The sequence below is a fragment of the Candidatus Eisenbacteria bacterium genome, from assembly GCA_016867715.1.
GTDB lineage: Bacteria > Orphanbacterota > Orphanbacteria > Orphanbacterales > Orphanbacteraceae > VGIW01.
Genome location: VGIW01000013.1, coordinates 16,437 through 36,331 on the forward strand (window position 1 = coordinate 16,437; position 19,895 = coordinate 36,331).

The 19,895-nt window shown below is 66.1% G+C and carries 21 protein-coding genes; 9 read left to right on the top strand and 12 right to left on the bottom strand.

The features are described from left to right. Window positions 1–144: 144 nt before the first annotated feature. From FJY73_04320 to queF, 3 genes are read left to right on the top strand one after another with little or no spacing between them, the layout of a single operon-like run. Complete coding sequence (locus FJY73_04320) at window positions 145–1,164, top strand: radical SAM protein (GenBank protein ID MBM3319881.1); 1,020 nt, start codon at window positions 145–147, stop codon at window positions 1,162–1,164. Beyond that, on the top strand, window positions 1,161–1,802 hold the full coding sequence (locus tag FJY73_04325) for an MBL fold metallo-hydrolase (protein ID MBM3319882.1): 642 nt from the start codon (window positions 1,161–1,163) through the stop codon (window positions 1,800–1,802). Before FJY73_04320 ends, FJY73_04325 begins: the two co-directional genes overlap by 4 nt. A 57-nt stretch (window positions 1,803–1,859) precedes the next feature. Beyond that, on the top strand, window positions 1,860–2,228 hold the full coding sequence (gene queF, locus FJY73_04330) for an NADPH-dependent 7-cyano-7-deazaguanine reductase QueF (GenBank protein ID MBM3319883.1): 369 nt from the start codon (window positions 1,860–1,862) through the stop codon (window positions 2,226–2,228). 136 nt (window positions 2,229–2,364) lie between these two features. On the opposite strand, the gene aqpZ is transcribed toward queF, so the two are convergent. Then, window positions 2,365–3,054, bottom strand: coding sequence for an aquaporin Z (gene aqpZ / locus FJY73_04335; GenBank protein MBM3319884.1), 690 nt, complete (start codon window positions 3,052–3,054; stop codon window positions 2,365–2,367). A 625-nt stretch (window positions 3,055–3,679) separates the two neighbouring features. Between aqpZ and FJY73_04340 the strand changes: the two genes are divergently transcribed. The 3 genes from FJY73_04340 to FJY73_04350 all read left to right on the top strand — a co-directional run bounded on the left by FJY73_04340 (window position 3,680) and on the right by FJY73_04350 (window position 6,181). Continuing rightward, a complete protein-coding gene (locus FJY73_04340) occupies window positions 3,680–4,303 on the top strand; it encodes a hypothetical protein (GenBank protein MBM3319885.1) in 624 nt (207 codons plus the stop codon). 230 nt (window positions 4,304–4,533) lie between these two features. Then, window positions 4,534–5,157 (top strand): hypothetical protein, encoded by a 624-nt coding sequence (locus FJY73_04345; protein MBM3319886.1) that lies wholly within the window; start codon window positions 4,534–4,536, stop codon window positions 5,155–5,157. A gap of 427 nt (window positions 5,158–5,584) precedes the next feature. Continuing rightward, a complete protein-coding gene (locus FJY73_04350; GenBank protein MBM3319887.1) occupies window positions 5,585–6,181 on the top strand; it encodes a hypothetical protein in 597 nt (198 codons plus the stop codon). A gap of 57 nt (window positions 6,182–6,238) precedes the next feature. Here FJY73_04350 and FJY73_04355 read toward each other — a convergent pair whose 3' ends face one another. From FJY73_04355 to FJY73_04405, 11 genes are all read right to left on the bottom strand, one after another. After that, window positions 6,239–7,567 (bottom strand): hypothetical protein, encoded by a 1,329-nt coding sequence (locus FJY73_04355; GenBank protein ID MBM3319888.1) that lies wholly within the window; start codon window positions 7,565–7,567, stop codon window positions 6,239–6,241. After that, a complete protein-coding gene (locus FJY73_04360; GenBank protein ID MBM3319889.1) occupies window positions 7,564–7,824 on the bottom strand; it encodes a hypothetical protein in 261 nt (86 codons plus the stop codon). Before FJY73_04360 ends, FJY73_04355 begins: the two co-directional genes overlap by 4 nt. Beyond that, window positions 7,821–8,522 (bottom strand): cytochrome c biogenesis protein CcsA, encoded by a 702-nt coding sequence (gene ccsA / locus FJY73_04365; protein MBM3319890.1) that lies wholly within the window; start codon window positions 8,520–8,522, stop codon window positions 7,821–7,823. The genes FJY73_04360 and ccsA overlap by 4 nt, the downstream gene beginning before the upstream one ends. Continuing rightward, window positions 8,519–9,187, bottom strand: coding sequence for a heme exporter protein CcmB (locus FJY73_04370; GenBank protein ID MBM3319891.1), 669 nt, complete (start codon window positions 9,185–9,187; stop codon window positions 8,519–8,521). The genes ccsA and FJY73_04370 overlap by 4 nt, the downstream gene beginning before the upstream one ends. Next, window positions 9,187–9,906 (bottom strand): heme ABC exporter ATP-binding protein CcmA, encoded by a 720-nt coding sequence (gene ccmA / locus FJY73_04375; GenBank protein ID MBM3319892.1) that lies wholly within the window; start codon window positions 9,904–9,906, stop codon window positions 9,187–9,189. Before ccmA ends, FJY73_04370 begins: the two co-directional genes overlap by 1 nt. Next, entirely contained in the window at window positions 9,903–10,898 is a 996-nt protein-coding gene (locus FJY73_04380) for a hypothetical protein (GenBank protein ID MBM3319893.1), read from the bottom strand. The genes ccmA and FJY73_04380 overlap by 4 nt, the downstream gene beginning before the upstream one ends. Continuing rightward, window positions 10,891–11,172: a hypothetical protein gene (locus FJY73_04385; GenBank protein MBM3319894.1), complete on the bottom strand. Its 282-nt coding sequence runs from the start codon at window positions 11,170–11,172 to the stop codon at window positions 10,891–10,893. Before FJY73_04385 ends, FJY73_04380 begins: the two co-directional genes overlap by 8 nt. After that, a complete protein-coding gene (locus tag FJY73_04390; GenBank protein MBM3319895.1) occupies window positions 11,169–13,175 on the bottom strand; it encodes a heme lyase CcmF/NrfE family subunit in 2,007 nt (668 codons plus the stop codon). Before FJY73_04390 ends, FJY73_04385 begins: the two co-directional genes overlap by 4 nt. Beyond that, a complete protein-coding gene (locus FJY73_04395) occupies window positions 13,172–13,591 on the bottom strand; it encodes a cytochrome c maturation protein CcmE (GenBank protein ID MBM3319896.1) in 420 nt (139 codons plus the stop codon). The genes FJY73_04390 and FJY73_04395 overlap by 4 nt, the downstream gene beginning before the upstream one ends. A gap of 97 nt (window positions 13,592–13,688) precedes the next feature. Beyond that, the gene (locus FJY73_04400; GenBank protein ID MBM3319897.1) at window positions 13,689–14,681 is read right to left on the bottom strand and encodes a DHH family phosphoesterase; all 993 of its coding nucleotides are present in this window, start codon (window positions 14,679–14,681) and stop codon (window positions 13,689–13,691) included. 105 nt (window positions 14,682–14,786) lie between these two features. Then, a complete protein-coding gene (locus tag FJY73_04405; protein MBM3319898.1) occupies window positions 14,787–16,568 on the bottom strand; it encodes a metallophosphoesterase in 1,782 nt (593 codons plus the stop codon). A gap of 213 nt (window positions 16,569–16,781) precedes the next feature. On the opposite strand from FJY73_04405, the gene FJY73_04410 reads away from it, so the two are divergent. The 3 genes from FJY73_04410 (at window position 16,782) to FJY73_04420 (ending at window position 19,881) form a co-directional block, all read left to right on the top strand. Further along, window positions 16,782–18,284, top strand: coding sequence for a leucyl aminopeptidase (locus FJY73_04410; GenBank protein MBM3319899.1), 1,503 nt, complete (start codon window positions 16,782–16,784; stop codon window positions 18,282–18,284). 64 nt (window positions 18,285–18,348) lie between these two features. Further along, window positions 18,349–19,278: a thioredoxin-disulfide reductase gene (gene trxB / locus FJY73_04415; protein MBM3319900.1), complete on the top strand. Its 930-nt coding sequence runs from the start codon at window positions 18,349–18,351 to the stop codon at window positions 19,276–19,278. A gap of 192 nt (window positions 19,279–19,470) precedes the next feature. Then, window positions 19,471–19,881 (top strand): NADH-quinone oxidoreductase subunit A, encoded by a 411-nt coding sequence (locus FJY73_04420; protein ID MBM3319901.1) that lies wholly within the window; start codon window positions 19,471–19,473, stop codon window positions 19,879–19,881. The last annotated feature ends 14 nt before the right edge of the window (window positions 19,882–19,895 follow it).

Genomic DNA, 19,895 nt, shown 5'->3' on the forward strand with positions numbered 1-19,895 from the left:
GAAGTCAACGCGGCCCGGCCTCGAAGGCAGGGAGCCGCTCTCGGGAGCCGCGCAACCGGACGCGGTTGACCCGCGCGCGGCGGATCGCGTAGCGTTTCGGAAGGCGGCCGCCGGACCCCCGCAAGCCGCAGCAAGGAGTCTCTCTTGGTCTACCGGCCGATCGACGTCGTTCTCGCCGTCACCTATCGGTGCAACGCGCGCTGCATCATGTGCAACATCTGGAAGAACCCGTCGGAGAACGACCTCACCGCCGAGGAATACCGTTTCCTCCCGTCGTCGCTCCGCTACGTGAACATCTCCGGAGGCGAGCCGTTCCTTCGGGACGACATCCCCGAGATCGTGCGGGTCGTGAAGGAGCGGGCCCCGCGCGCCGAGATCGTCCTCTCGACGAACGGCTTCTTGCCGGACCGGATCGAGCGCGCGATGAAGGAGACGCTGAAGATCGATCCGACGGCCGGGGTCGGCATCTCGATCGACGGGGCCGGGGAGCTCCACAACAAGGTGCGCGGCATCCCGCGAGGCTTCGACAAGTGCATGGACACGGCGGAGCGCCTGAAGAAGCTCGGCATGACGAACATCCGCCTCGCCTTCACCGTGGTCGACGATAACGTGGACGATCTTCCCGAGGTCTACCGGCTCACGAAGAAGATGGGGATCCAGTTCACGATGGCGGTCGCGCAGAACTCGTCGCATTACTTTATGACCGAAGAAAACGCCTTCAGCCTGGTCGAGAAGCTCCGCGAGCGGCTCGGCCCGATCGTCGAGGATTTGCTCCGATCGAGCCGGCCCAAGAACTGGCTCCGCGCGTTCTTCGCCCATGGCCTCTTCCGCTACGCCGCGGGGGCTGGCCGGCCGTTCGTCTGCAACGCCGCAGAGGACTTCTTCTTCGTCGGGCCGAATGGGAACGTCTATCCGTGCAACGTCCTCGACCGGGTGCTCGGCAACGTGCGGGAGAAATCCTTCGAGGAGATCTGGGAGTCGGCCGAGGCCGAGAAGATCCGGGACGAGGTGCGCGCGTGCGAGCTCCGGTGCTGGATGATCTGCACGGCGCGCGCCGACATGAAACGAAACGCGGGGCAAGTCGCCCGGTGGATCGCGAAGAACAAGACGGCGGCTCACCTCGGGAAGTTCGAGCTCGAGGCGCGGGAGGAAGAGCCTCGATGATCTTCGAGCAGATCCCGGTCGGGGGCGACCGGAATTTCGCTTACCTTGTCGGCGACCGCCCGGGCGGATCGGCCTTCGCGGTCGATCCGTCCTACAGCCCGCGGCGCGTCTTCGATCTCGCGAGGGAACGAAACCTCACGATCCGAGCGATTCTCTGCACGCACGACCACCCCGACCACACGAACGGAAACGAGGAGCTGCGGGCGCTCACCGGCGCGGACGTGCGCATCCACCCGTCCGCCTCCGGGCAGAGAGCGAAGGGGGTTGCCGACGGCGAGGTCTTCCGCGTGGGCGACCTCGAGGTGCGCGCGATCCACACGCCGGGACACACGCCCGACTCGGTCTGCTTCCTGGTCGGCGGGAAGCTCCTTTCGGGAGACACGCTCTTCGTCGGGAAGGTCGGGGGAACCGGAACCGGCGACGACGCCCGCGCCGAGTACGAGAGTCTGCACGAAAAACTCCTCGTCCTTACGGATGAGACCGAGGTGTGGCCGGGGCACGATTACGGTGTGCGTCCCTCCTCGACGATCGGCGACGAGCGCCGCACGAACCCGTTTCTCCTCCAGCCCGATTTCGCGTCGTTCGTCGCCCTCAAGAAGAACTGGCTCCAGTACAAGAAAGAGCACGGGATCAAGTAGACGCTCCCGTTGCGCGGACAACCGCCCAATCGTCTATAATCGTTCCGGAGGAGCGCCATGCCGACGAAGCCGAGCCGCGAGCTGGTCACCTGGCCGAACGAACATCCCGACCGCCCCTACCGGATCCACTTCGACTGTCCCGAGTTCACCTGCGTCTGCCCGATGACCGGGCAGCCCGACTTCGCCTCGTTCCGCATCGAGTACGTCCCGGACAGCCTCTGCCTCGAGCTCAAGTCACTCAAGCTCTACCTCTGGTCGTATCGGGACGAGGGGATCTTCCACGAGACCGTGACGAACCGGATCCTCGACGACCTCGTCGCGGCGGTGAAACCGCGCTGGATGCGGGTCGTCGGAGAGTTCAACGTGCGCGGCGGCATCGGGACCACGGTCATCGCCGAGCACGGCACCCTGCCCGCGGAAACTTAAGCAGAGACAGCCGCCTGTTTCGAACCTACTGCGAAGCGCGAGAAGGCCCGGTCTTCTTCGCGGCCGCGTGAAGCAGACGACCGTCCCGACTCCAGGAGAGGTGACTGTCCCCGGTTTCCCGGAGCGCGATCGCGCGTCAGTCTTTCGATCCGCCGACGAAGCGATACACGCCCGCGCCGATCACCCCGCCGATGATCGGAGCCACCCAGAAGAGCCAGAGCTGCGACAACGCCAAGCCGCCCGCGAACACCGCGACGCCCGTGCTCCGCGCGGGGTTCACCGAGGTGTTCGTCACCGGGATGCTGACGAGGTGGATCAGCGTGAGGCAAAGCCCGATCGCGATCGGCGCGAAACCTTGCGGGGCCCTCTTGTCCGTCGCGCCGAGGATGACGATGAGGAACATCATGGTCATCACGATCTCGCAAACGAGAGCCGATCCGAAGGAGTACCCGCCGGGCGAATGCTCGCCGTAGCCGTTCGAGGCGAACCCGGCCGACGCATCGAACCCCGCCTTTCCGCTTGCGATGATGTACAGGACCGCGCCGGCGACGATCCCCCCGAGCACCTGCGCGACGATGTACGGAAGAAGCTGCTTCGACGGGAAACGTCCTCCCGCCCACAAGCCGACGGAGACCGCAGGGTTCAGATGGCATCCGGAGATATGCCCGATCGCGAAGGCCATCGTCAGCACGGTCAGACCGAAAGCGAGCGAGACGCCAAGAAGACCGATCCCCACCTGGGGAAACGCCGCGGCGAGCACCGCGCTGCCGCATCCGCCGAGAACCAACCAGAAGGTCCCGAAGAACTCCGCGCCGTACTGTTTCATGTTCTACTCCTCGCGAGCAGTGGGATCGCCGCCGTCCGGAAAAGCGGCCGCTCGATCGCGGGGCGGGGACTTCTCGCCCCGGGGCCGTTCCGCGACGCCGGCTCCACCCGCCGGCTGACTTCTACCACGTTGAAACTAGGGACAGTCACCTATTTCGAAGCATGAAAAGACCCGGTCTTCTTGTCGTTCGCGCGAAAGAGGCGAAATAGGTGACTGTCCCCAGGTCCTACCCACGCCCCCCGCGATCGACTGGTGCGCGCCGAGGTTCATCGAGCGGCCTCCTCCTCACCATCCTGCCTCCCGTCGAACCGCGGCGCAAGCGCGGGGATTGAGTGAGACCTCAAGTAATGTCTCTACTTCAAGGCCGCCCGAATGGGGAGGTTTTCTCGTTTGACCCGTCCCCCGGAATTCATGTAGCATTCCTAATGATTTCAATAAGGATTGTTGCTCTTTGCAAGCCTACCCCCCGGGAAAGAAGACGAGCGATCGAGACGCGAGCGGCCCCGCCGGGGTCGTTCCCGTTCGTCGTTCCCCCCGACCTGAGCGCCGGCTTCCCCCCGTTGACCGACGTCTCCGTGAAACCCGCGCATCCCGAGGCCACGGCCGTCGGGAAGGAGGTTTGGCGATGACGCATCGCAAACGGAACATTCTCATCACGCTGGTCTTGGTGCTTCCGGCAGTTCTCCTCTTGGCCTTCGGCCGCGAGGCGCCGCCCGTTCGCGCCGACCAGGTCGAGCTTCACCTGGAGCTCGTCCCAGAACCCGGAAAGACCACGCAGGGGATTCCAGGGAACTGCACCACCTGGCACGAGATCTACCCCGCCTACTGCACACCGCACCACCAGAGCGGATACGAAGACAACGGCGACGGCGAGGTCTCTCCCTGCGACATCATCGAGCTGAATGGGATCCGGTACCACATCATCTGGGCCGGGCCGACCTACTGGCTGAATTGCTCCGGCTTCGAAACCGCGCTCGAGCCGATCGACCCGCGGCCCGGGAACCCGACCTGCGAGATCTGGCACACGATCTATCCGCCGTCCCAGTATTGTCAGGAGTCGCACGTCGACAATTGGCAGGACAACGGAGACGGCGTGGTCTCGGCCTGCGATTATGTATGGATCAGCGGCCACCCTTGCCACATCGTCGATGTCCGTCTCAACATCACGGTCGTCCCCGACGGCGGCGGGACCGCGACCGAGCAGGGATCCTGGGGGAAGGTGAAGGGGCTCTTCCGCAAGGTCCTTTAGACCTATTGGGTTCACATGAGAAGCCCGTCCGGCTCTCGGGCCGGGCGGGCCTACTTTCGTCTTGACGAGCGCGCTCGTAGGGGCGTATCGAGAGAGACGGAAAAGGGAAGAACGCGCATCTGCCGCCAGTCGATCCCGGCGGAGAGCTCTCCTCGGGTCGATCGGCCGCATTCCGCGTGTAACGGGGCAATCGGGAGAGAGAGAACGGACTCCCGGGAAGGAGGTCGTCGATGAAGCAGAAGAAACGCCCGTTCTTCTTCGCGCTCGCCGCGGGTCTTCTCGCGATTCTGCTCGTCCTCGCGATCGGCGCGAACCGCCCGGAGGCGCGGGCGCCGGTGGGCGAGCTCTACTTGGAGCTCCTCGTGACGAAGGGAGGACCGCCCGGCTACGCAATCCCGCCCAACTGCTCGGTCTGGCGCGAGATCCACCCGAATCCCGGAACTCTCCGCCATCAGAGCAGGTTCGACGACAACAGCGACGGTCTTCTGTCCCCCTGCGACATCATCTACCTCGATCAGCTTGCTTATCACGTCAAGTGGGTCGGCCCGACCTACTGGGTGAGGCGTCTGCAAGAGCAGGTCGCCCTCGAGCCGGAGATCCAGCCGACCGGAGAGAACCCGACGTGCGAGACGTGGCACGAGGTCTATCCGTTCTTCTGCACGCCGCATCACATCGATGCGTGGGAGGACAATCAGGACGGGGTCTTGAGCGTCTGCGATATCGTCTGGATGAACGAGGTCCCTTGCCACATCGAGCGGATCGAGCTGAACATCACCGCCGAGCCTCTCCCGTCGGGGACCGAACAGGAATCGTGGGGAGGGATCAAGAACCTCTTTCGAAGGGTCTTTCGCTGAAGCGGATCCCCGGTCCGCGGTCGGGCGCCGGAGTTTCGTCCCGGCTCCGAGCGGATCCCGCGCCGGGCCGGGAGTCGGGCCCATCGGGTAGCCGGGCTGTCCGGACCACAACCTTCTTATTTGCATTCGGTTACACGCCGGGTCTTCCCGCGGGAGCTGCGGAAAATCGGCTTGCCGCCTTCCTTTGCGGATGCTACGTTGATGCTGCGGCTGGAACCTCACGCAAGGTGAGGGTCCGGTGCGTGCCGGCCGAACCGGTGCCTCCCACCTAACGACAGCCTGCCGATCCAGCTTCGAGGGTGGTCGCCGAGTTCCGCGAGGTCGGCCGCGTGTGCGGGAACGGAGCGCGGCGCTCTCCGATCCGCTCGGGCGGCCTCTCCGCGGCAGGGCCGGCGGGACATTCAACCAGGCAGATGGAGGGAATACCATGAAGCGTAGGTACCTGATCGTTCCGCTGATCGTGCTCCTCTTCCCGATCGCGCTCTTCCTCGCGACCGGAAGGGAGATGAACCCCGTGCGGGCAACACCGACGGAGATGCACCTCGACCTCGAGGTGGGCGGCGAGTTGCTCCAAGGAATTCCGGGGGACTGCGCCACCTGGCACGAGCTCTATCCGAACTACTGCATCCCCCACCACCAGGACGCGTACCAAGACAACGGGGACGGCGTGGTCTCGGTCTGCGATTACATCATCCTCGACGGAATCCGGTACCACATCATCTGGGTCGGGCCGACCTACTTCACCGACGACGGCCATGTGTGGGAGCCGGTCGGCGATCCGAGCGGCAGCCCGATCTGTCAAGACTGGCACATGGTCTACCCGGTCTACTGCCACGTCGCCCACGTCGATGACTGGGACGACAACTACGACGGCGTCCTAGGCGATTGCGACCACGTGCTGATCGACGGCTCGTGGGTCCACATCGATCGGGTCGGTCTCGACATCATCGTGGTGCCGGAGCCGACGGGCACGGAGGAGAGCACCTGGGGGCAGGTGAAGAAGCTGTTCCGCGATCTCTTCTAGTCGGACAAGACGCGCGCGTTTTGCCGCCCGGTCAGGGCCGACCGGGCGGCGTTCTTTCTACTTGAACTTCCCTTCCACGGAAAAGCCGCGCTCCTTCCACTCCCGAATCCCTCCGCGGAACCAGAGAAGCTCGCGGAAACCGGCGCGCGCAGCCCACGTGGCGCACTGCCGGCTCCGGATGCAGTCCTCTCCGTAGCAGTAGGTCGCGAGCGGGGTCGCCGCGCGGTCGAGACCAGGCCGCGCCCTTTCCAGATACGCGTCGAGGGAATCGGCGAAAAGATGGGAAGCGAGGCAATCCGCCCCCGGAATGTGGTTGATCTCGTAGTCGCGGTCATTCCGCACGTCGAGAAGAAGAAGGTCGTCCCGCGGTTCTCCGCGCGCGCGATCTCTCCTCTTCAGCCGCTCCCGGATCTCCTTCGCGTCGACGATCCGGACGACCGGGAGGGCGTCGTCCGCGGCCCATTCCGCGTAGCCTCCCGGGAACCAGCGCACCTTCTCGATCCCCGCCATCCGGAGAAGAAGATACGCGAGCGCGCCCCGGCCGCTCATCCCGTCGTCGGCGAGAAGGATCTCCGACTCGAGATCGATCCGGGTCGCCGGCCGCGGTCCGACCTCCGCGAAGACGGAGCGGATCTCGGGGCCGGGAAGAAACGTCCCGTCCTTCCGGATCACCGTCCGCGGATCGAACGGCAGCGCGTGCGGGATGTGTCCCGGACGGAGATCCTTCGCGTGTGAACGATCCTTCCCCTCCCAGGAGACCGTATCCCGAAGATCGATCACCTCGAAGCCGTCGGTCCCGTAGCGTTCGCGCAGATAGTCGAGCGTCGCCAGACGCGTGGAGTCGAGCTCCGAGACGCGTTCGAGCTCGGGAACCACAGCCCCCCGCGAGACGCTTCCTCCCGCCTCGACCCACGATTCGTATCCCCCGTCGAGGAAGAGAACGCCGTCGCGCCCCGCGAGCTCGAGAAGCCAGAAGAGGCGGGCCGGTGCCGCGGGATCCTCCCGGGTGCCGGAGCAGACGATCTTCCCTCCGCCCGCGCGCGGAAGGCGGAGCGGGCCGGCCGCGGCGAGAGCGGCGGCGGCCGTCCCGGTAGGAACGGACAGCGCTCCCGGGATGTGCCCCTCCTCGAAGCCCGAGGCCCGTGCGTCGAAGACCGCGACCTCCTCGAGATGATCGCGGAGCCATGCCGCGTCGACCGCGATCTCCGGAAAGACCGGGGGCTTCGTCTCCTTCTTTGCGAGCCACGGGGGCCATTGCGCGGCGAGCGGAGAAGCCGCCGCGAAAGCCGCGAGAAGAACTCCCGCCGCGATTCGGCCGGCGCGCCGGGCGCGATGCCGCAGGCCGGAACCGCAGGGCCTTTTTTGTTCATAAATGAAGCGTTTCAACCCCGCTCCTCCTCCATACGGGCGAGGATCTTCTCGAGCCGGCGCTGTCCGCGATCGACCACGAGAAGATGGATCCAGATCGCGGCCCACGTGAGAACGAAAGCGGAGAAGAGGAAAGAGACGTTGACCGGCTTCCGCTCCGTGCGCCACTCGCGCGGAGGCTTCTCCGCAGGCGTCTCGGCCGGCGCGCCCGCAGCCGGAGAGAAGCACCAAAGAACGAGCAGGAAGAGCGCGAACCGCGCCGAACGACGGATCATAGCGACCGTCTCCTTTCGTCGAGCAACGCCTCGGCGCGCCCCTCCGCCGCGCGGAGTCGCATGCGAAGGCGGAGAAGCACGACGAAGAGAAGGGTGAACACGGCGAGGGAGTAGAAAAACGCGGCGCGCATTCTCGGATCGAGACCCGATCCTTCTCCGCCCGCGAAGACGGGCGAAGGATGTTGCGTCCGCCACCAGCGAATCGAGAGATAGACGATCGGGACGTCGAGAAACCCGACGATCCCGAGCACCGCGGAGAGGGTCGCCCGCCGCGCCGCATCCGGCACGTACGAACGGAGAAGGAGATAACCGATGTAGAGGAACCAGAGCACGAGCGTCGAGGTGAGGCGCGCGTCCCACGTCCACCAGATCCCCCACACCGGTTTCGCCCAGATCGGCCCGGTTGCGAGAACGAGCGTGCAGAAGAGAACGCCGACCGCCGCCGATGCTTCCGCGAGACGGTCGTACGAAGCGCGCCGCGAGGCGAGATACGCGATCGAGGCGGCGAACACGACGAAGAAGGCGAGGAACGCCACCCACGCCGCGGGAACGTGGATGTAAAAGATCTTCTGGACGAGACCCATCGTCCGCTCAACGGGGGCGTGGTAGAAGATCAGGAAGAGGTTCAAGACCATCGCCGGGCCGACGAGGAGGATCAACCCGCGATCGATCCGGTTTCGGGCACCGTGCATGTTCATTCCTCCAACACGAAGCCGAACGTCAGGAAGGCGACGCTCGCGAAGATCGCGTCGAACGCGATCAGGATCTTGAGCGCGGCCGCGGGCGATTCCCCCCGGAAGATCGCCGCGGTCCCCTCGACCGCCGCGAGGAGCACCGGCACGGCCACGGGGAAGAGGAGAACCGGGAGGATCACGCCCTTGAGGCGCGTGCGCGCCGTGACCGCGACGAGAAGGGTTCCGACCGCGCAGAAGCCGAACGTCCCCGCGAGGTTCAGGAGAAGCATCCGCGGGAGCATGGGAAGAATATCGACGTTGAAAAAGACGACGAAGAAAGGAAGCGTGAGAAGCTCCGCGAGGTACATGAAGAGCGTTCCGGCGAGAAGCTTCGCGACGTAGATGAGACCCCGATCCATCGGCGCGAGGAGAAGGCCCTCCATGCCGTCCATGTCGCGTTCGACCGCGTGCGTGTGCTCGAGGCCGATCGTCCCCGCGAAAGCGAACGCGATCCAGAGAAGACCGGGGGCGATGAGGCGCGTCTCCTCGCGGGTCGGCTCGAAGGCGAAGGCGAGAAGGAGAACCGAGAGGATCGAGAAGAGCGTCATCGAGAAGAGTCCCTGCCGCGTTCTGAGCTCGAGGAGGAGGTCTTTCGCGAGAAGCGCGCCGACGCGCGCGAGGCCGTCCATCACGATTCCTCCGCGAGGAGTTCCCGAACGCGGGGGGCGCGTTCCGAAGAGGAGAGCTTGCCGAGATCCATCTCCCCCGCGACCCGTCCTTTTCGAAGAAGAACCGCGCGGTCGGCGAGCGGAGCCGCGACCTCGAGATGGTGGCTCGAGAGAACGAGAGCCGCCCCCCGGGCGCGCGCGGAGGCGAGCCGATCCGCGAGCGCGCGCGCCGAATCGAGATCGAGCCCCGTGAACGGCTCGTCGAGAAGAAGCACGTCCGGATCGTGAAGAAAGACGCGCGCGAGGGCGAGTCGCTGCTTCATCCCGCGAGAGAAGCTCCGCGCCGGTTCGTCCCGCCACGACTCGAGGCCGACCTCGCGAAGCGCCGCGCGCACGCGCTCCGCACGATTCTCCACGCGGTAGAGTCGCGCGAAGAAGCCGAGGTTCTCCGATGCGGTGAGATCGCTGTAGAGCGCGAGACCGTGCGACAGGAACCCGATCCTTCGGCGCACGTTCCCTTCGTTCGCGCGCGGCGAGCATCCGCAGATCGAAACCTCCCCCTCGTTCGCGAGAAGAAGCCCGGCGAGGATCCGAAGAAGCGTCGTCTTCCCCGCTCCGTTCGGCCCGACGAGAAGCACCGCCTCTCCGGCGCGCGCCTCGAGCGCCGCTCTGTCGAGCGCGCGGAGAAAGCCGAACCTCCGGACGATCCCCCGGCCGAGAATCGTCGGAGGGGAGATCACCGAACTCTCCCCGAAGGAGCTCGGAGCGAGATGCCGAGCGCGGCGAGAAGAACGAACGCGAGAAGCGCGATGAGAGGAAGACGGATCTCGGCGAAGGGGGGCGCCCCGGTGAAGATACGCCCCTTGGGCATCGCGTCGGCAGCGGGCGCGGCCGGGGATCCGCCGACCGCGCGGAAGACGATCCGATCGCCCGCCGCGATCGACTCCATTGTGAAGACGCCGGTCCCGCGCGCGCCGGTGTGGGCGGGAGAGATCCCTTCCCCCTCGATCCGCATGTCGGGGGGCGCGGCGATCAGGACGCGCGGAATCGCGTACGGCGCCCGCGCGTCGAACGCGAGCTCTCCCGGGTACGCAAGATCGAAGCTCGCCGCAACCGCGGTCATCCCCGGTCTCATCGGGTAGTCGATCGCCGCCTCGTCCGGGCGCTCCGTCGGGATCGGATCGCGCCGCACCGGCATGATCCCGCGCGAGGCGGCGAGGACGAGATCGGAGATGTCGCTCATCGGCGCGGGAAGAAACACGCGGAACGTTCCGCGCGCGCCGACCACTGTCCGCGGCGGAGCGGCTTCGTTCACGACGCGGAAGACCTCGTCGATCCGGATCCGACTCTCGACGAGCGAAAGATCGATCTCCATCTCATCCACTCGGATCCCGGAGAGCGCGCTCGTCGTGTCGTACACCTCGAAGACGATCGTCGTGTCCGCTCCCGAACGAAGATGAAAGCGGCTGTTGTAGACGATGCCGAGATAGGAGGCGTGTACGAGATACGGGTTTTCCTCGCCCGTCGGCAAACCGTCGAAACGGAAGCCGGACACCGCGTCGTCCGCCTCCCAGACGCCGCCTTTCTCGCCGAACGAGGCGAGCCGGAACTCGACCGGCCCCCGCAGCGGTCCTCCGGTCCCGTTCACGACCCGCCCGCGGACGACCCCGTCTTCCGAAGCCGCAAGCGCCGACGAGACGAGAAGAAGCGACAGGAGAAGGATCCTACGCATCGCTTCTCCCCTCCTCGCGGTCGATCGCGATGAGGACTTCCGCGGCTTCCCGTTTCATCCGTTCCCTTTCCGCCTCGTGGTCCGCTTCCGAGAGCTTGCCCATCTCCCGGTCGAAGTCGAGCTCGCGGATCGCGGCGAGAAGAACGCGCTTCCGCTCGCGAAGCGCGCAGATCCGGTCCTCTCGCTCCGCCCGCATCTCCGTGCCGCGGCGGAAGAGCGGCGGCAAGAGCGCGGCGACCACGAGCACCGGGAGCAACAAGAGGAGGATGCTCACGGCGCGCCTCCCTCGCTCTCGCTCGCCTTCGGAATGGGCGGCCCCTCGCGTCTCATGGGGACGAGGCAGATGAGCCCACCGAGAACGAGAACGATCCCCCCGACCCACACCCAGAGAACGAGCGGGTTCCGATAGACCTGAATCACCGCTCCTCCCTTCTCTCCCGTTGATGCATAAACGAGATAGATATCCTCCCGCACGGTCGAGTGGATCTCCACCTCCGTGCTCGGTTGCTCGCTCGCGTAGTAGAACCGCCTCTCCGGACGATAGACGCCCACCGGCCGCCCTCTCCGCTCCAGGACCACGCGCGCGCGCGCGAAATCGTAGTTCGGGGTCTCCCCCTCCTCGAGGTTCTCGACCCGGAGCGTGTAGCCGGCGATCGCCATCTCGCCTCCCGGGGAAAGCTCCTCCGCGCGGCTTCGATTGAACGAGGAACCGGCGAAGCCGACGAAGAGAAGGACGACCCCGAAGTGGACGACATAGCCTCCGTAACGCCGGGGATTTCTGAGAAAGAGGTTTGCGAGCGCGCGGGGCCACGACTCGCCGAGCTGCCTCCTGCGGACGCGGCCCCCCCGATAGAACTCCATCAGGATCGTGGTCGCCACGAAGACGGACAAACTGAAGCAAATGAGCGCATAGCGCGCGCGGACCGCGAGGAGAAAGAGGATGGTCCCCGCGGCGAGCATGAGCGCCGCCGGCCAAGCGAATGACCTTCGCAGGCTCGGCCACGACGTCCGCCTCCACGCCAAGAGAGGCGCGAAGCCGGTGAGGAAAAGCAGGAAGAGCCCGATCGGCACGTTGATCCGATTGAAGTAGGGCGGGCCGACCGATATCTGCTCGCCGCGAACCGCCTCCGAGAGGACGGGGAAGAGCGTCCCCCAAAGAACCGCGAAACAGGAGACGAGAAAGACGAGATTGTTGAAGAAGAAGCTCGACTCCCTCGATAGAACCGAATCGAGGGTCGCGTCGCTCCGGAGATATTCCCTTCGCATCCAAATGAGCCCGAACGAGAAGACGACTCCGAGGGCGAGGAAGCCGACGAAGTAGTGTCCCACCGGGCTTTGGGCGAACGCGTGGACGGAGCTCACGATCCCGCTCCGCGTGAGAAACGTCCCGAAGACGCAGAGGAGATACGTCGTGACGACGAGCACGGCATTCCACACCTTGAGCATGCCGCGCTTCTCTTGAATGATCACCGAATGCAGAAGGGCCGTCCCGGTGAGCCAAGGCATGAGCGAGGCGTTCTCGACCGGGTCCCACGCCCAGTAGCCGCCCCATCCGAGCTCGACGTACGCCCACCGCGCGCCGAGGAGAATCCCGCCGCTCAGGAAGAGCCACGCGAAGAGAGTCCAGCGCCGCGTCGCGAGAAGCCAGCCCGCGCCGGGGGCGCGCGTCCAGAGGGCGGCGAGAGCGAATGCGAAGGGGACGACGAAGCCGACGAAACCGAGATAGAGAACCGGAGGATGGACGACCATCGCCGGATGCTGGAGGAGCGGATTCAGACCCCTCCCGTCGGGAGGCGCGTAGGGGATCGGCGTTCCCGCATGATCCATCACCAGCGGACGAAACGGGTTCGCCGCGAGGAGGTTCATGTTCGTGAAGAAGAAGGCGGAGACAAGGAGAATCGCCGTCACGTAAGGCATGAGATCGCGATTCCGGTTCCGGTTCGACCAAAGGACCGCGATCCCGTAGAGAGAAAGCAGCCAGTTCCAGAAAAGGAGGGATCCCTCCTGACCGGCCCAGAGCGCGGTCACTTTGTAGAAGGTCGGAAGGTCGATGTTCGAATGGTTGGCGACGTAAGCGTTCGAGAAGTTGTCCTTGAGAAAGAGCACGACGAGGGAAAGAACGGACAGGGTCAAGAGGAGGAACGAGACGACGAGGCTCCGCTCCCCCGCCGAGACGAGACCTTCCCGCCGATTGTGCCCCCCGAGGAAGCTCGCGGCCGCGCCGAAGAGCGTGACGGGATAGAGGGTGATGAGCGCGAGGCTCCCCAGCTCGTTCAAGACCGGGAATCCCCCGCGCCGGCCGATTCGCCGCCGTATTCCGCCTCGTACTTCGAAGCGCATTTCGCCTGAATCTTCACGGCTTCAAGGGTTCCGTCGCTCGCCACCGTCCCTTCGACGACCGCCTGCGAACCGTCCTTGAAGGTGTCCGGCACGGGCGCTTCCCCGAGATACCGCACGGGGAGCGAGGCCTCGTTCTGCGTGAGCCGGAAATGAAGCCCGTCCTCTTTCCACACGATGCTCCCCGCCTCGACGTTTCCGCCGACTTTGAGGCGTTTCCCGGCGCTCGCCTCTCCCTCCTCGCGCAATTCCTCCACCGTGCGATAGTAGGCCTTCCCCTCGTCGAACCCGGTGAAGGCGAGCCAGAGGACCGCGGCAAGGACGATGCCCGTCCCGATCAGAAATCTCCCTCTCATGGGTCTCATCGTTCTTCCGCTCCGCGCTGGGGGGATCCCTTTGGGAAGTCTAGCAAAGGAGAAGACGATCTTCCACCACCCACGGGGCGGGGCCGCGTCAACCGGAGACGAGCGCTTCTAGACCCGCGGTGACCGATCGCACCGCTTCCTCGAGGCTCCCCTCGACCGTGAGGCCCGCCGCCTTCGCGTGCCCGCCGCCGCCGAACGACGCGGCGAAACGGTGGAGCTCGACCTTCCCCGTGGAGCGGAGCGAGACGCGCACGCGGCCCTCCTCGACCTCCTTGAAGAGCGCGCACACCTCGACGCCGCGCACCGCCCGCAGGAGCTCGATGTAACCATCGGTGTCCTCGAAGTCGGCGCGCGCCTCCTCGAGCATCCGGCGCGTCACGCTCACCCAGAGGATCTTTCCGCCGCTCGTGCTTCCGAGCGCCGCGAACGCAAGCGGGAGGAGGCGGACGAACGCACCTCGCCGGTTCTCGAACGCGTCCCGGTACGCGCGCTCGGGCCGCACGCCGAGACCGACGAGCTCGGCCGCCGCGCGGAGAGCCCTCGCATCGGTGTTCGAGAAGCGGAAGGAGCCGGTGTCGACGAGGAGCGCCGCGTAGAGCGCCTCGGCGATCGGAAGGGAGATCGGCGCCCCGGTGTCGCGGATCAGCTCGTACACGAGGAGCCCCGCGGCCGCCGCCGTCTCGTCGATCACGGAGATCCGCGCGATCTCCGCGTCCGGAGCCCGGTGATGATCGATGCAGACGCGGATCGATTGGAATCGGCGCACGGTGTCCGCGAAGGGTCCGAGCTGCGGCCAACTCGAGAGGTCGACGATGAAGATCGCCTCGATCCCCGCGAGAAGCTCGCCGGCTCGATCGGCATCGAAGAGAACGATCTCCCCCTTCGGGTCGAGAAAGCGGCAGTTCTCGGGGGTGGGGCTCGGGTTCACGATTCGAACCGATTTTCCCCGCTCGCGAAGAAAGCCCGCGAGAGCGACCTCGGAACCGATCGCGTCCCCCTCGGGGTTCACGTGGCTCGTGACGAGAAAGCTCGATTGTTCGTTGATCACCCGGCGGACCGGGCTCCAATCGATCGCGTTCATTCGCACTCCCGCGCGGCGGCGCCGATCCGAAGAGATCGAGCGAGCAGTCTGGATTATACACGCGTTTTCGCCGCGAGTGCGCGCTCGTCCGGCCGCGACCCGCCTTCAGCGCGCGAGCACGACCTTTCGATTGAGGACCTCTCCTTGCGCGGAGAGGAGCGCGAGATAGACCCCGGAGGGTGCCCTCGATCCGTCGGGAAGAAGCCCGTCCCACGAGGCCTCGTGCGCGCCCCGTCTGTGCCGTCCCTCGGCGAGCACCGCGACCTCGCGCCCCCGGACATCGTAGAGGGCGAGCTTCGCGGCGCCGTCCATGCCGATCTGGTAAGAGAAGGTCGTCGACGGGTTGAAGGGGTTCGGCCGTCCCGGCGCGAGGCGCGGGCGAGAGGGGATCGTCTCGGTACCGCCGGCCACATCCGAGCTGTTCGCGGCGGCGACCGTCACCGTCGTCGTCCCCGCCGCCGGAATGTCCACCTCGACGTAGCAGACGGCGACCGAATCGGTGTCGTCCACCTGGAGGAGCGTTCCGCCGTCCGCTTCGTAGGAGGCGGCCCGCGCGGGCATTAGGAAACGAAGAAGCCCGTGCTCGAAGCGCTCGTTCAAGTTGTTGACGACGAGCGCGGACACGGTGTCGGCGCCGCCGTCGTTCGCCGGCCAGTAGGCGACCCGGAGGTTCTGCCCGGTCGACCCCGCGGACACGGTGGGGGACGGAACGAGCGCACCGTTCGAGAACCTCACGAGACGATAGGCGCGCTCTCCGTCGCACGCGTTGTTCGTGCTGAGGTTGTACGGCGCCTGGGTCACGCTCCCCTCGTCCCGATGGATGTGGCCCCAGAGAGCCATCTCCGCGCCGAGAGAGTTCAGGTTGATCTGGCCCGAGAAGTCCCGGTGATAGAAGAGAACCCGCGCCGCGCTCCCCGAGGCGGAGGCGAGATCGTCCGCGAGCCACGCCATCTGTGCGGACGTGAAGCTTTTCGATCCGTAGATTTCGTATCTCCAGCTATCGTAGTTGAGATACGCCTCAAGGCCGGTGAAGCGGACCGGGCCGTAGTCGAAGCTGTAGTCCTGGGTTCTCGCCGGAGCGCCGGCCGGCGGGTTGTTCAGTCGTTTCCAGCCGAAGAAGCGCCACCAGTCCCTTCGGGCGGTTCCGGCGGGCGGGGGGGTGTCGTTCCAGCCGCCGATGTCGTGATTGCCGGAGGTCAGATAGACGGGGACGGCGAAGCGGGCGAGGATCTCTTGCGCGCGCGTGTAGTAGCGCTTGGAGAGGAAATCCTCGAGCTCCCCCTCGTTGACGAGGTCGCCCGTGAGGAGTACGAACTCCGGGTTGATGATCGCGATGTCGTCGATAACCGCGTGAAGATCGGCCATCTCAGACGTGTCTGTGTCCGCCCCCTGCTGGTAGTAGTAAAGATGCGTGGGAAGATGTGTGTCCGTGATGTGAACGAAGTAGAAATCCGAACGGAACGCGGGGATGACGCGAACCGCGTGCTCCGTCCTGTCGTGGATTCCTCCCGATGCCGAGACCTCGAGATCGTACAGCTCGTGGAGCGGGACCTGGGGGACCAGGGTTTCGATCGTCCACCAGGTCGTCGTCGCGTCGTACGACGCGGAAAGAACCGGGAGAGGGATCTCGATCGACCCGCGGAGGAGGCACGCCGACCATCCGGTCGCCGCCGGGTCCGCCTCGCACTCGATCCGGAGCGTGTCCCCGGACGTCACGATCGCGGGGATGTTGAGAAGAGGCCGCTGGATCACCGTGAGGGTATCCCCGATCGGAAGATCCGACGACGCGAGCGGATCGGCCTGGGCGAGAGAGGCGCCCGCCGCGAGCGCCGCGGCGAGAAGGCCGATCAAGAAACGAGCGGGCACTACGGTCGTTCGTTCGCGCATGCGGGACTCCTTGCCGGGAAGCGGGTCGACGGACTGAGTATACCACGCAAACGCCGCCCGGCGGACGATCTTCGTCCTTTTCGCGCCGGACCTGCGTCCTGTAAGATGGTGTGCGCCGCTCGGACGCGCTCTCGATCGTTCCACGGATTCGATGCGAGGACTGTGTGCAGCGGCGGAATGAACGGAACCGCCTCTTCGAACGGAGAACTCGACTTGGCTCTTATCGGATCGATCCCCGAGCTCGTCTACCGGCGCGGGCTGCCGGCGCCGAAAGACTTCCCGCTGGTCGCCGCCGCCCTCGCGGAGGGAGAGCCCGCGTCCTCTCTCCCCGGTTTCCTCAAGGGCGCGGGGGCGCCCGCGCGCCTCGGCGACTTCCGCGGCGAGGAGATGGAGACCTCGCTCATCTATGGAGGAGTCGATCTTCCCGAGCGAATCCTCCTCGTCGGGCTCGGCAAGGCCGTCCCCGCGGAGACCGCCCGGGTCCGGCGATGGGCCGCGCGCGCGGCGAGAGAAGCGCGCCGCGTGCGCGTGCGGCGCCTCGCGATCGTGCTCCCCGCGGGGGCCGGAACGGAGGCGCAGCGCATCAGGGCATGCGCGCACGGAGCGACCCTCGGGGCGCGCTTTACATGGAAAGAAAACGAAAAGGAAAGCGCGCCGGAGATCGAGGAGATCGCGATCTTCGGCACCCTCTCGGAAGCCGGCGGATCGCGCGCGGCGGAGGAAGGCCTCCGCATCGCGGAGGCGGTGCTCACCGCGCGGCGCCTGGCGATGACCCCGCCGAACGATCTTCCTCCGGCCGCGCTCGCTTCCGAGGCGGAGCGGATCGCATCGGAGATCGGGGCCGACGCGCGCGTGATGGACGAGAAGGAGATCGCAAAGGAAGGTCTGTTCTCTCTCCTCGCGGTCGGGGCCGGGAGCGCGAACCCGCCCCGGTTCATTCGGGTTGCGTACGACGGCTCCGGCGGGCGCGGCCCGTCGATCGGGCTCGTCGGCAAGGGGATCACGTTCGACTCGGGAGGTCTCTCGCTCAAGCAACCCGAGCGGATGGTCCACATGAAGTACGACATGAGCGGGGCGGCTGCGGTCCTCGCCGCGACGAGAGGTGCGGCGCGGCTCCGTCTCCCGCTTCGCGTGACGGCGGTCATCCCTTCCGCGGAAAACATGCCCGGACCCCACTCGCTTCGTCCGGGAGACGTGATCGCTTCGTACGGAGGCCTCGCGGTTGAGGTGGACAACACCGACGCGGAGGGGAGGCTCATTCTCGGGGACGGCCTCGCGTGGGCGGTGAAGAACGTTCGCCCGGACATCTTGATCGACGTGGCCACTCTGACCGGGGCGGTCAAGATCGCGCTCGGGCGCCACGCGGCCGGCCTCTTCAGCAACGACGACTCGCTCGCCGAGGAAGTCGCGCGCGCGGGGGATGAATCGGGAGAGCGTGTTTGGCGGCTTCCGATCTGGGAGGTGTACGATCGGGAGCTGAAGAGCGATCTCGCCGACCTTCGGAACGTCGCGCGATCGGCGGAGGCGGGAGGCGCGTCGATCCTCGCCGCCAAGTTCCTGCATCGTTTCGTAGAAAAGACGAAGTGGGCCCATCTCGACATCGCCGGGGTGGCGTGGGCGGGTGGGGACCACGATCTCGGACCGGGCGGCCCGACGGGGTTCGGGGCGGCGCTGCTTCTCGCGTTTCTCGCGAAGCGGGGAGCGGCGGCTGCGTAAGCCACACGAGCCGACGGGTCGGCACGCGAACGCACGCGCACCAGGGCTTTGGAGAGGGAACACAGTGAAGAAGGATCACTATCGACTCGCGATCATCGGTTCGGGACCTGCGGGGTTCACCGCGGCGATCTACGCGGCCCGGGCGGACCTCGAGCCGCTCGTTCTCGAAGGGCCGCAGCCGGGCGGCCAGCTCACGATCACGACGGAGGTGGAGAACTTCCCCGGCTTCCCCGAGGGGATCCAGGGGCCCGAGCTCATGGATCTCTTCCGAAAGCAGGCGGAACGCTTCGGCGCGGAGGTCGTCTCGCGCGAGGTGACCGGCGTCGATTTCTCCCGCCGTCCGTTTACCCTGACGGTCGAGGAGAGAGAGAAGACTCTCGCGGACTCGGTCATCGTCGCCACCGGCGCGAGCGCGCGCTACCTCGGTCTCGAGTCGGAACTTCGCCTTCGCGGGCGCGGCGTCTCCGCATGCGCGACGTGCGACGGCTTCTTCTTCCGCGGAAAGACGATCGCCGTCGTGGGGGGCGGCGATTCCGCGATCGAGGAGGCGGGATTCCTCACGAAGTTCGCCTCGAAGGTGTATCTCATCCATCGCCGCGATCAACTTCGGGCATCAAAAATCATGCAGCAAAGGGCTTTCGACAACCCGAAGATCGAGATCGTTTGGAACGCCGTCGTCCTGGAGGTGATCGGAGAGAACGCGGTCGAGGGGGTGCGGCTCCGGGACGTGAAGAGCGGCGAGACCCGCGCGCTTCCGATCGAGGGCTTCTTCCTCGCGATCGGGCACGATCCGAACACCAAGATCTTCGAGGGGCGGCTCGCGCTCGACAAGGCCGGCTACATTGAGACCCGCGGGGGGACCCGGACAAGCGTCCCAGGGGTCTTCGCGGCGGGGGACGTGCAGGACCACGTCTACCGGCAGGCGGTCACGGCGGCGGGGAGCGGGTGCATGGCGGCCCTCGAGGCGGAGCGGTTCCTCGAGTCCGGAGGATAGCCGCAAAGGGGCTTCCCGTCCGAAGAGGTCAGCCCTAACCCCCATAAAGACAATAAGTTTCAGGATTGCACCGCGAGATGGACGGGCCACCTCGCCGACAGGCCCCTTTTCCGCTTGATCGCGGGATGCCGCCTTCGCATTATTTCATAGGCGGCAAGAGTTGATTTTACGCGAGTTACGGGACGGGCACCCATGCGGTTTGATCTTGCCAACATCGTCGTCTTTCTCGCGGTGGCCCTCGGGTTCGTCTGGGCGACCCTCCTCGCGAGCCGCCTCATCCACCCTCGGGTCCCCGGGGGGGACAAGGGCCTCACCTACGAGTGCGGGGAGCTTCCCGTCGGCGCGGGCCGGATCCAGTTCAACTTCCGCTTCTACATCCTCGCGCTCATCTTCCTCGTCTTCGAGGTCGAGATCGCCCTTGTCTTCCCGGTGGCCGTCGTCTTCCGCGAATGGCTCGAATCAGGACGGGCGGCCGCGGCCTTCCTGGAGATCTTCCTCTTCATCGGGATCCTCTTTCTCGGATTGGTTTATCTATGGAGGAAGGGAGAGCTGTCCTGGCACAAGGAGGAACCGGAGGCGGAAGACGTTCCGGGAGGACGATGAAGAGAATCGGCGAG

Excerpts from the sequence above, each read along its gene's own strand:
- ccsA (MBM3319890.1), bottom strand. The coding sequence starts at position 8,522 with ATGAACATGCACGGTGCCCGAAACCGGATCGATCGCGGGTTGATCCTC.
- FJY73_04350 (MBM3319887.1), top strand. The coding sequence starts at position 5,585 with ATGAAGCGTAGGTACCTGATCGTTCCGCTGATCGTGCTCCTCTTCCCG.
- FJY73_04370 (MBM3319891.1), bottom strand. The coding sequence starts at position 9,187 with ATGGACGGCCTCGCGCGCGTCGGCGCGCTTCTCGCGAAAGACCTCCTC.
- FJY73_04360 (MBM3319889.1), bottom strand. The coding sequence starts at position 7,824 with ATGATCCGTCGTTCGGCGCGGTTCGCGCTCTTCCTGCTCGTTCTTTGG.
- FJY73_04395 (MBM3319896.1), bottom strand. The coding sequence starts at position 13,591 with ATGAGAGGGAGATTTCTGATCGGGACGGGCATCGTCCTTGCCGCGGTC.
- FJY73_04400 (MBM3319897.1), bottom strand. The coding sequence starts at position 14,681 with ATGAACGCGATCGATTGGAGCCCGGTCCGCCGGGTGATCAACGAACAA.
- FJY73_04420 (MBM3319901.1), top strand. The coding sequence starts at position 19,471 with ATGCGGTTTGATCTTGCCAACATCGTCGTCTTTCTCGCGGTGGCCCTC.
- queF (MBM3319883.1), top strand. The coding sequence starts at position 1,860 with ATGCCGACGAAGCCGAGCCGCGAGCTGGTCACCTGGCCGAACGAACAT.
- FJY73_04405 (MBM3319898.1), bottom strand. The coding sequence starts at position 16,568 with ATGCGCGAACGAACGACCGTAGTGCCCGCTCGTTTCTTGATCGGCCTT.
- FJY73_04325 (MBM3319882.1), top strand. The coding sequence starts at position 1,161 with ATGATCTTCGAGCAGATCCCGGTCGGGGGCGACCGGAATTTCGCTTAC.
- FJY73_04380 (MBM3319893.1), bottom strand. The coding sequence starts at position 10,898 with ATGCGTAGGATCCTTCTCCTGTCGCTTCTTCTCGTCTCGTCGGCGCTT.
- aqpZ (MBM3319884.1), bottom strand. The coding sequence starts at position 3,054 with ATGAAACAGTACGGCGCGGAGTTCTTCGGGACCTTCTGGTTGGTTCTC.
- FJY73_04345 (MBM3319886.1), top strand. The coding sequence starts at position 4,534 with ATGAAGCAGAAGAAACGCCCGTTCTTCTTCGCGCTCGCCGCGGGTCTT.
- FJY73_04340 (MBM3319885.1), top strand. The coding sequence starts at position 3,680 with ATGACGCATCGCAAACGGAACATTCTCATCACGCTGGTCTTGGTGCTT.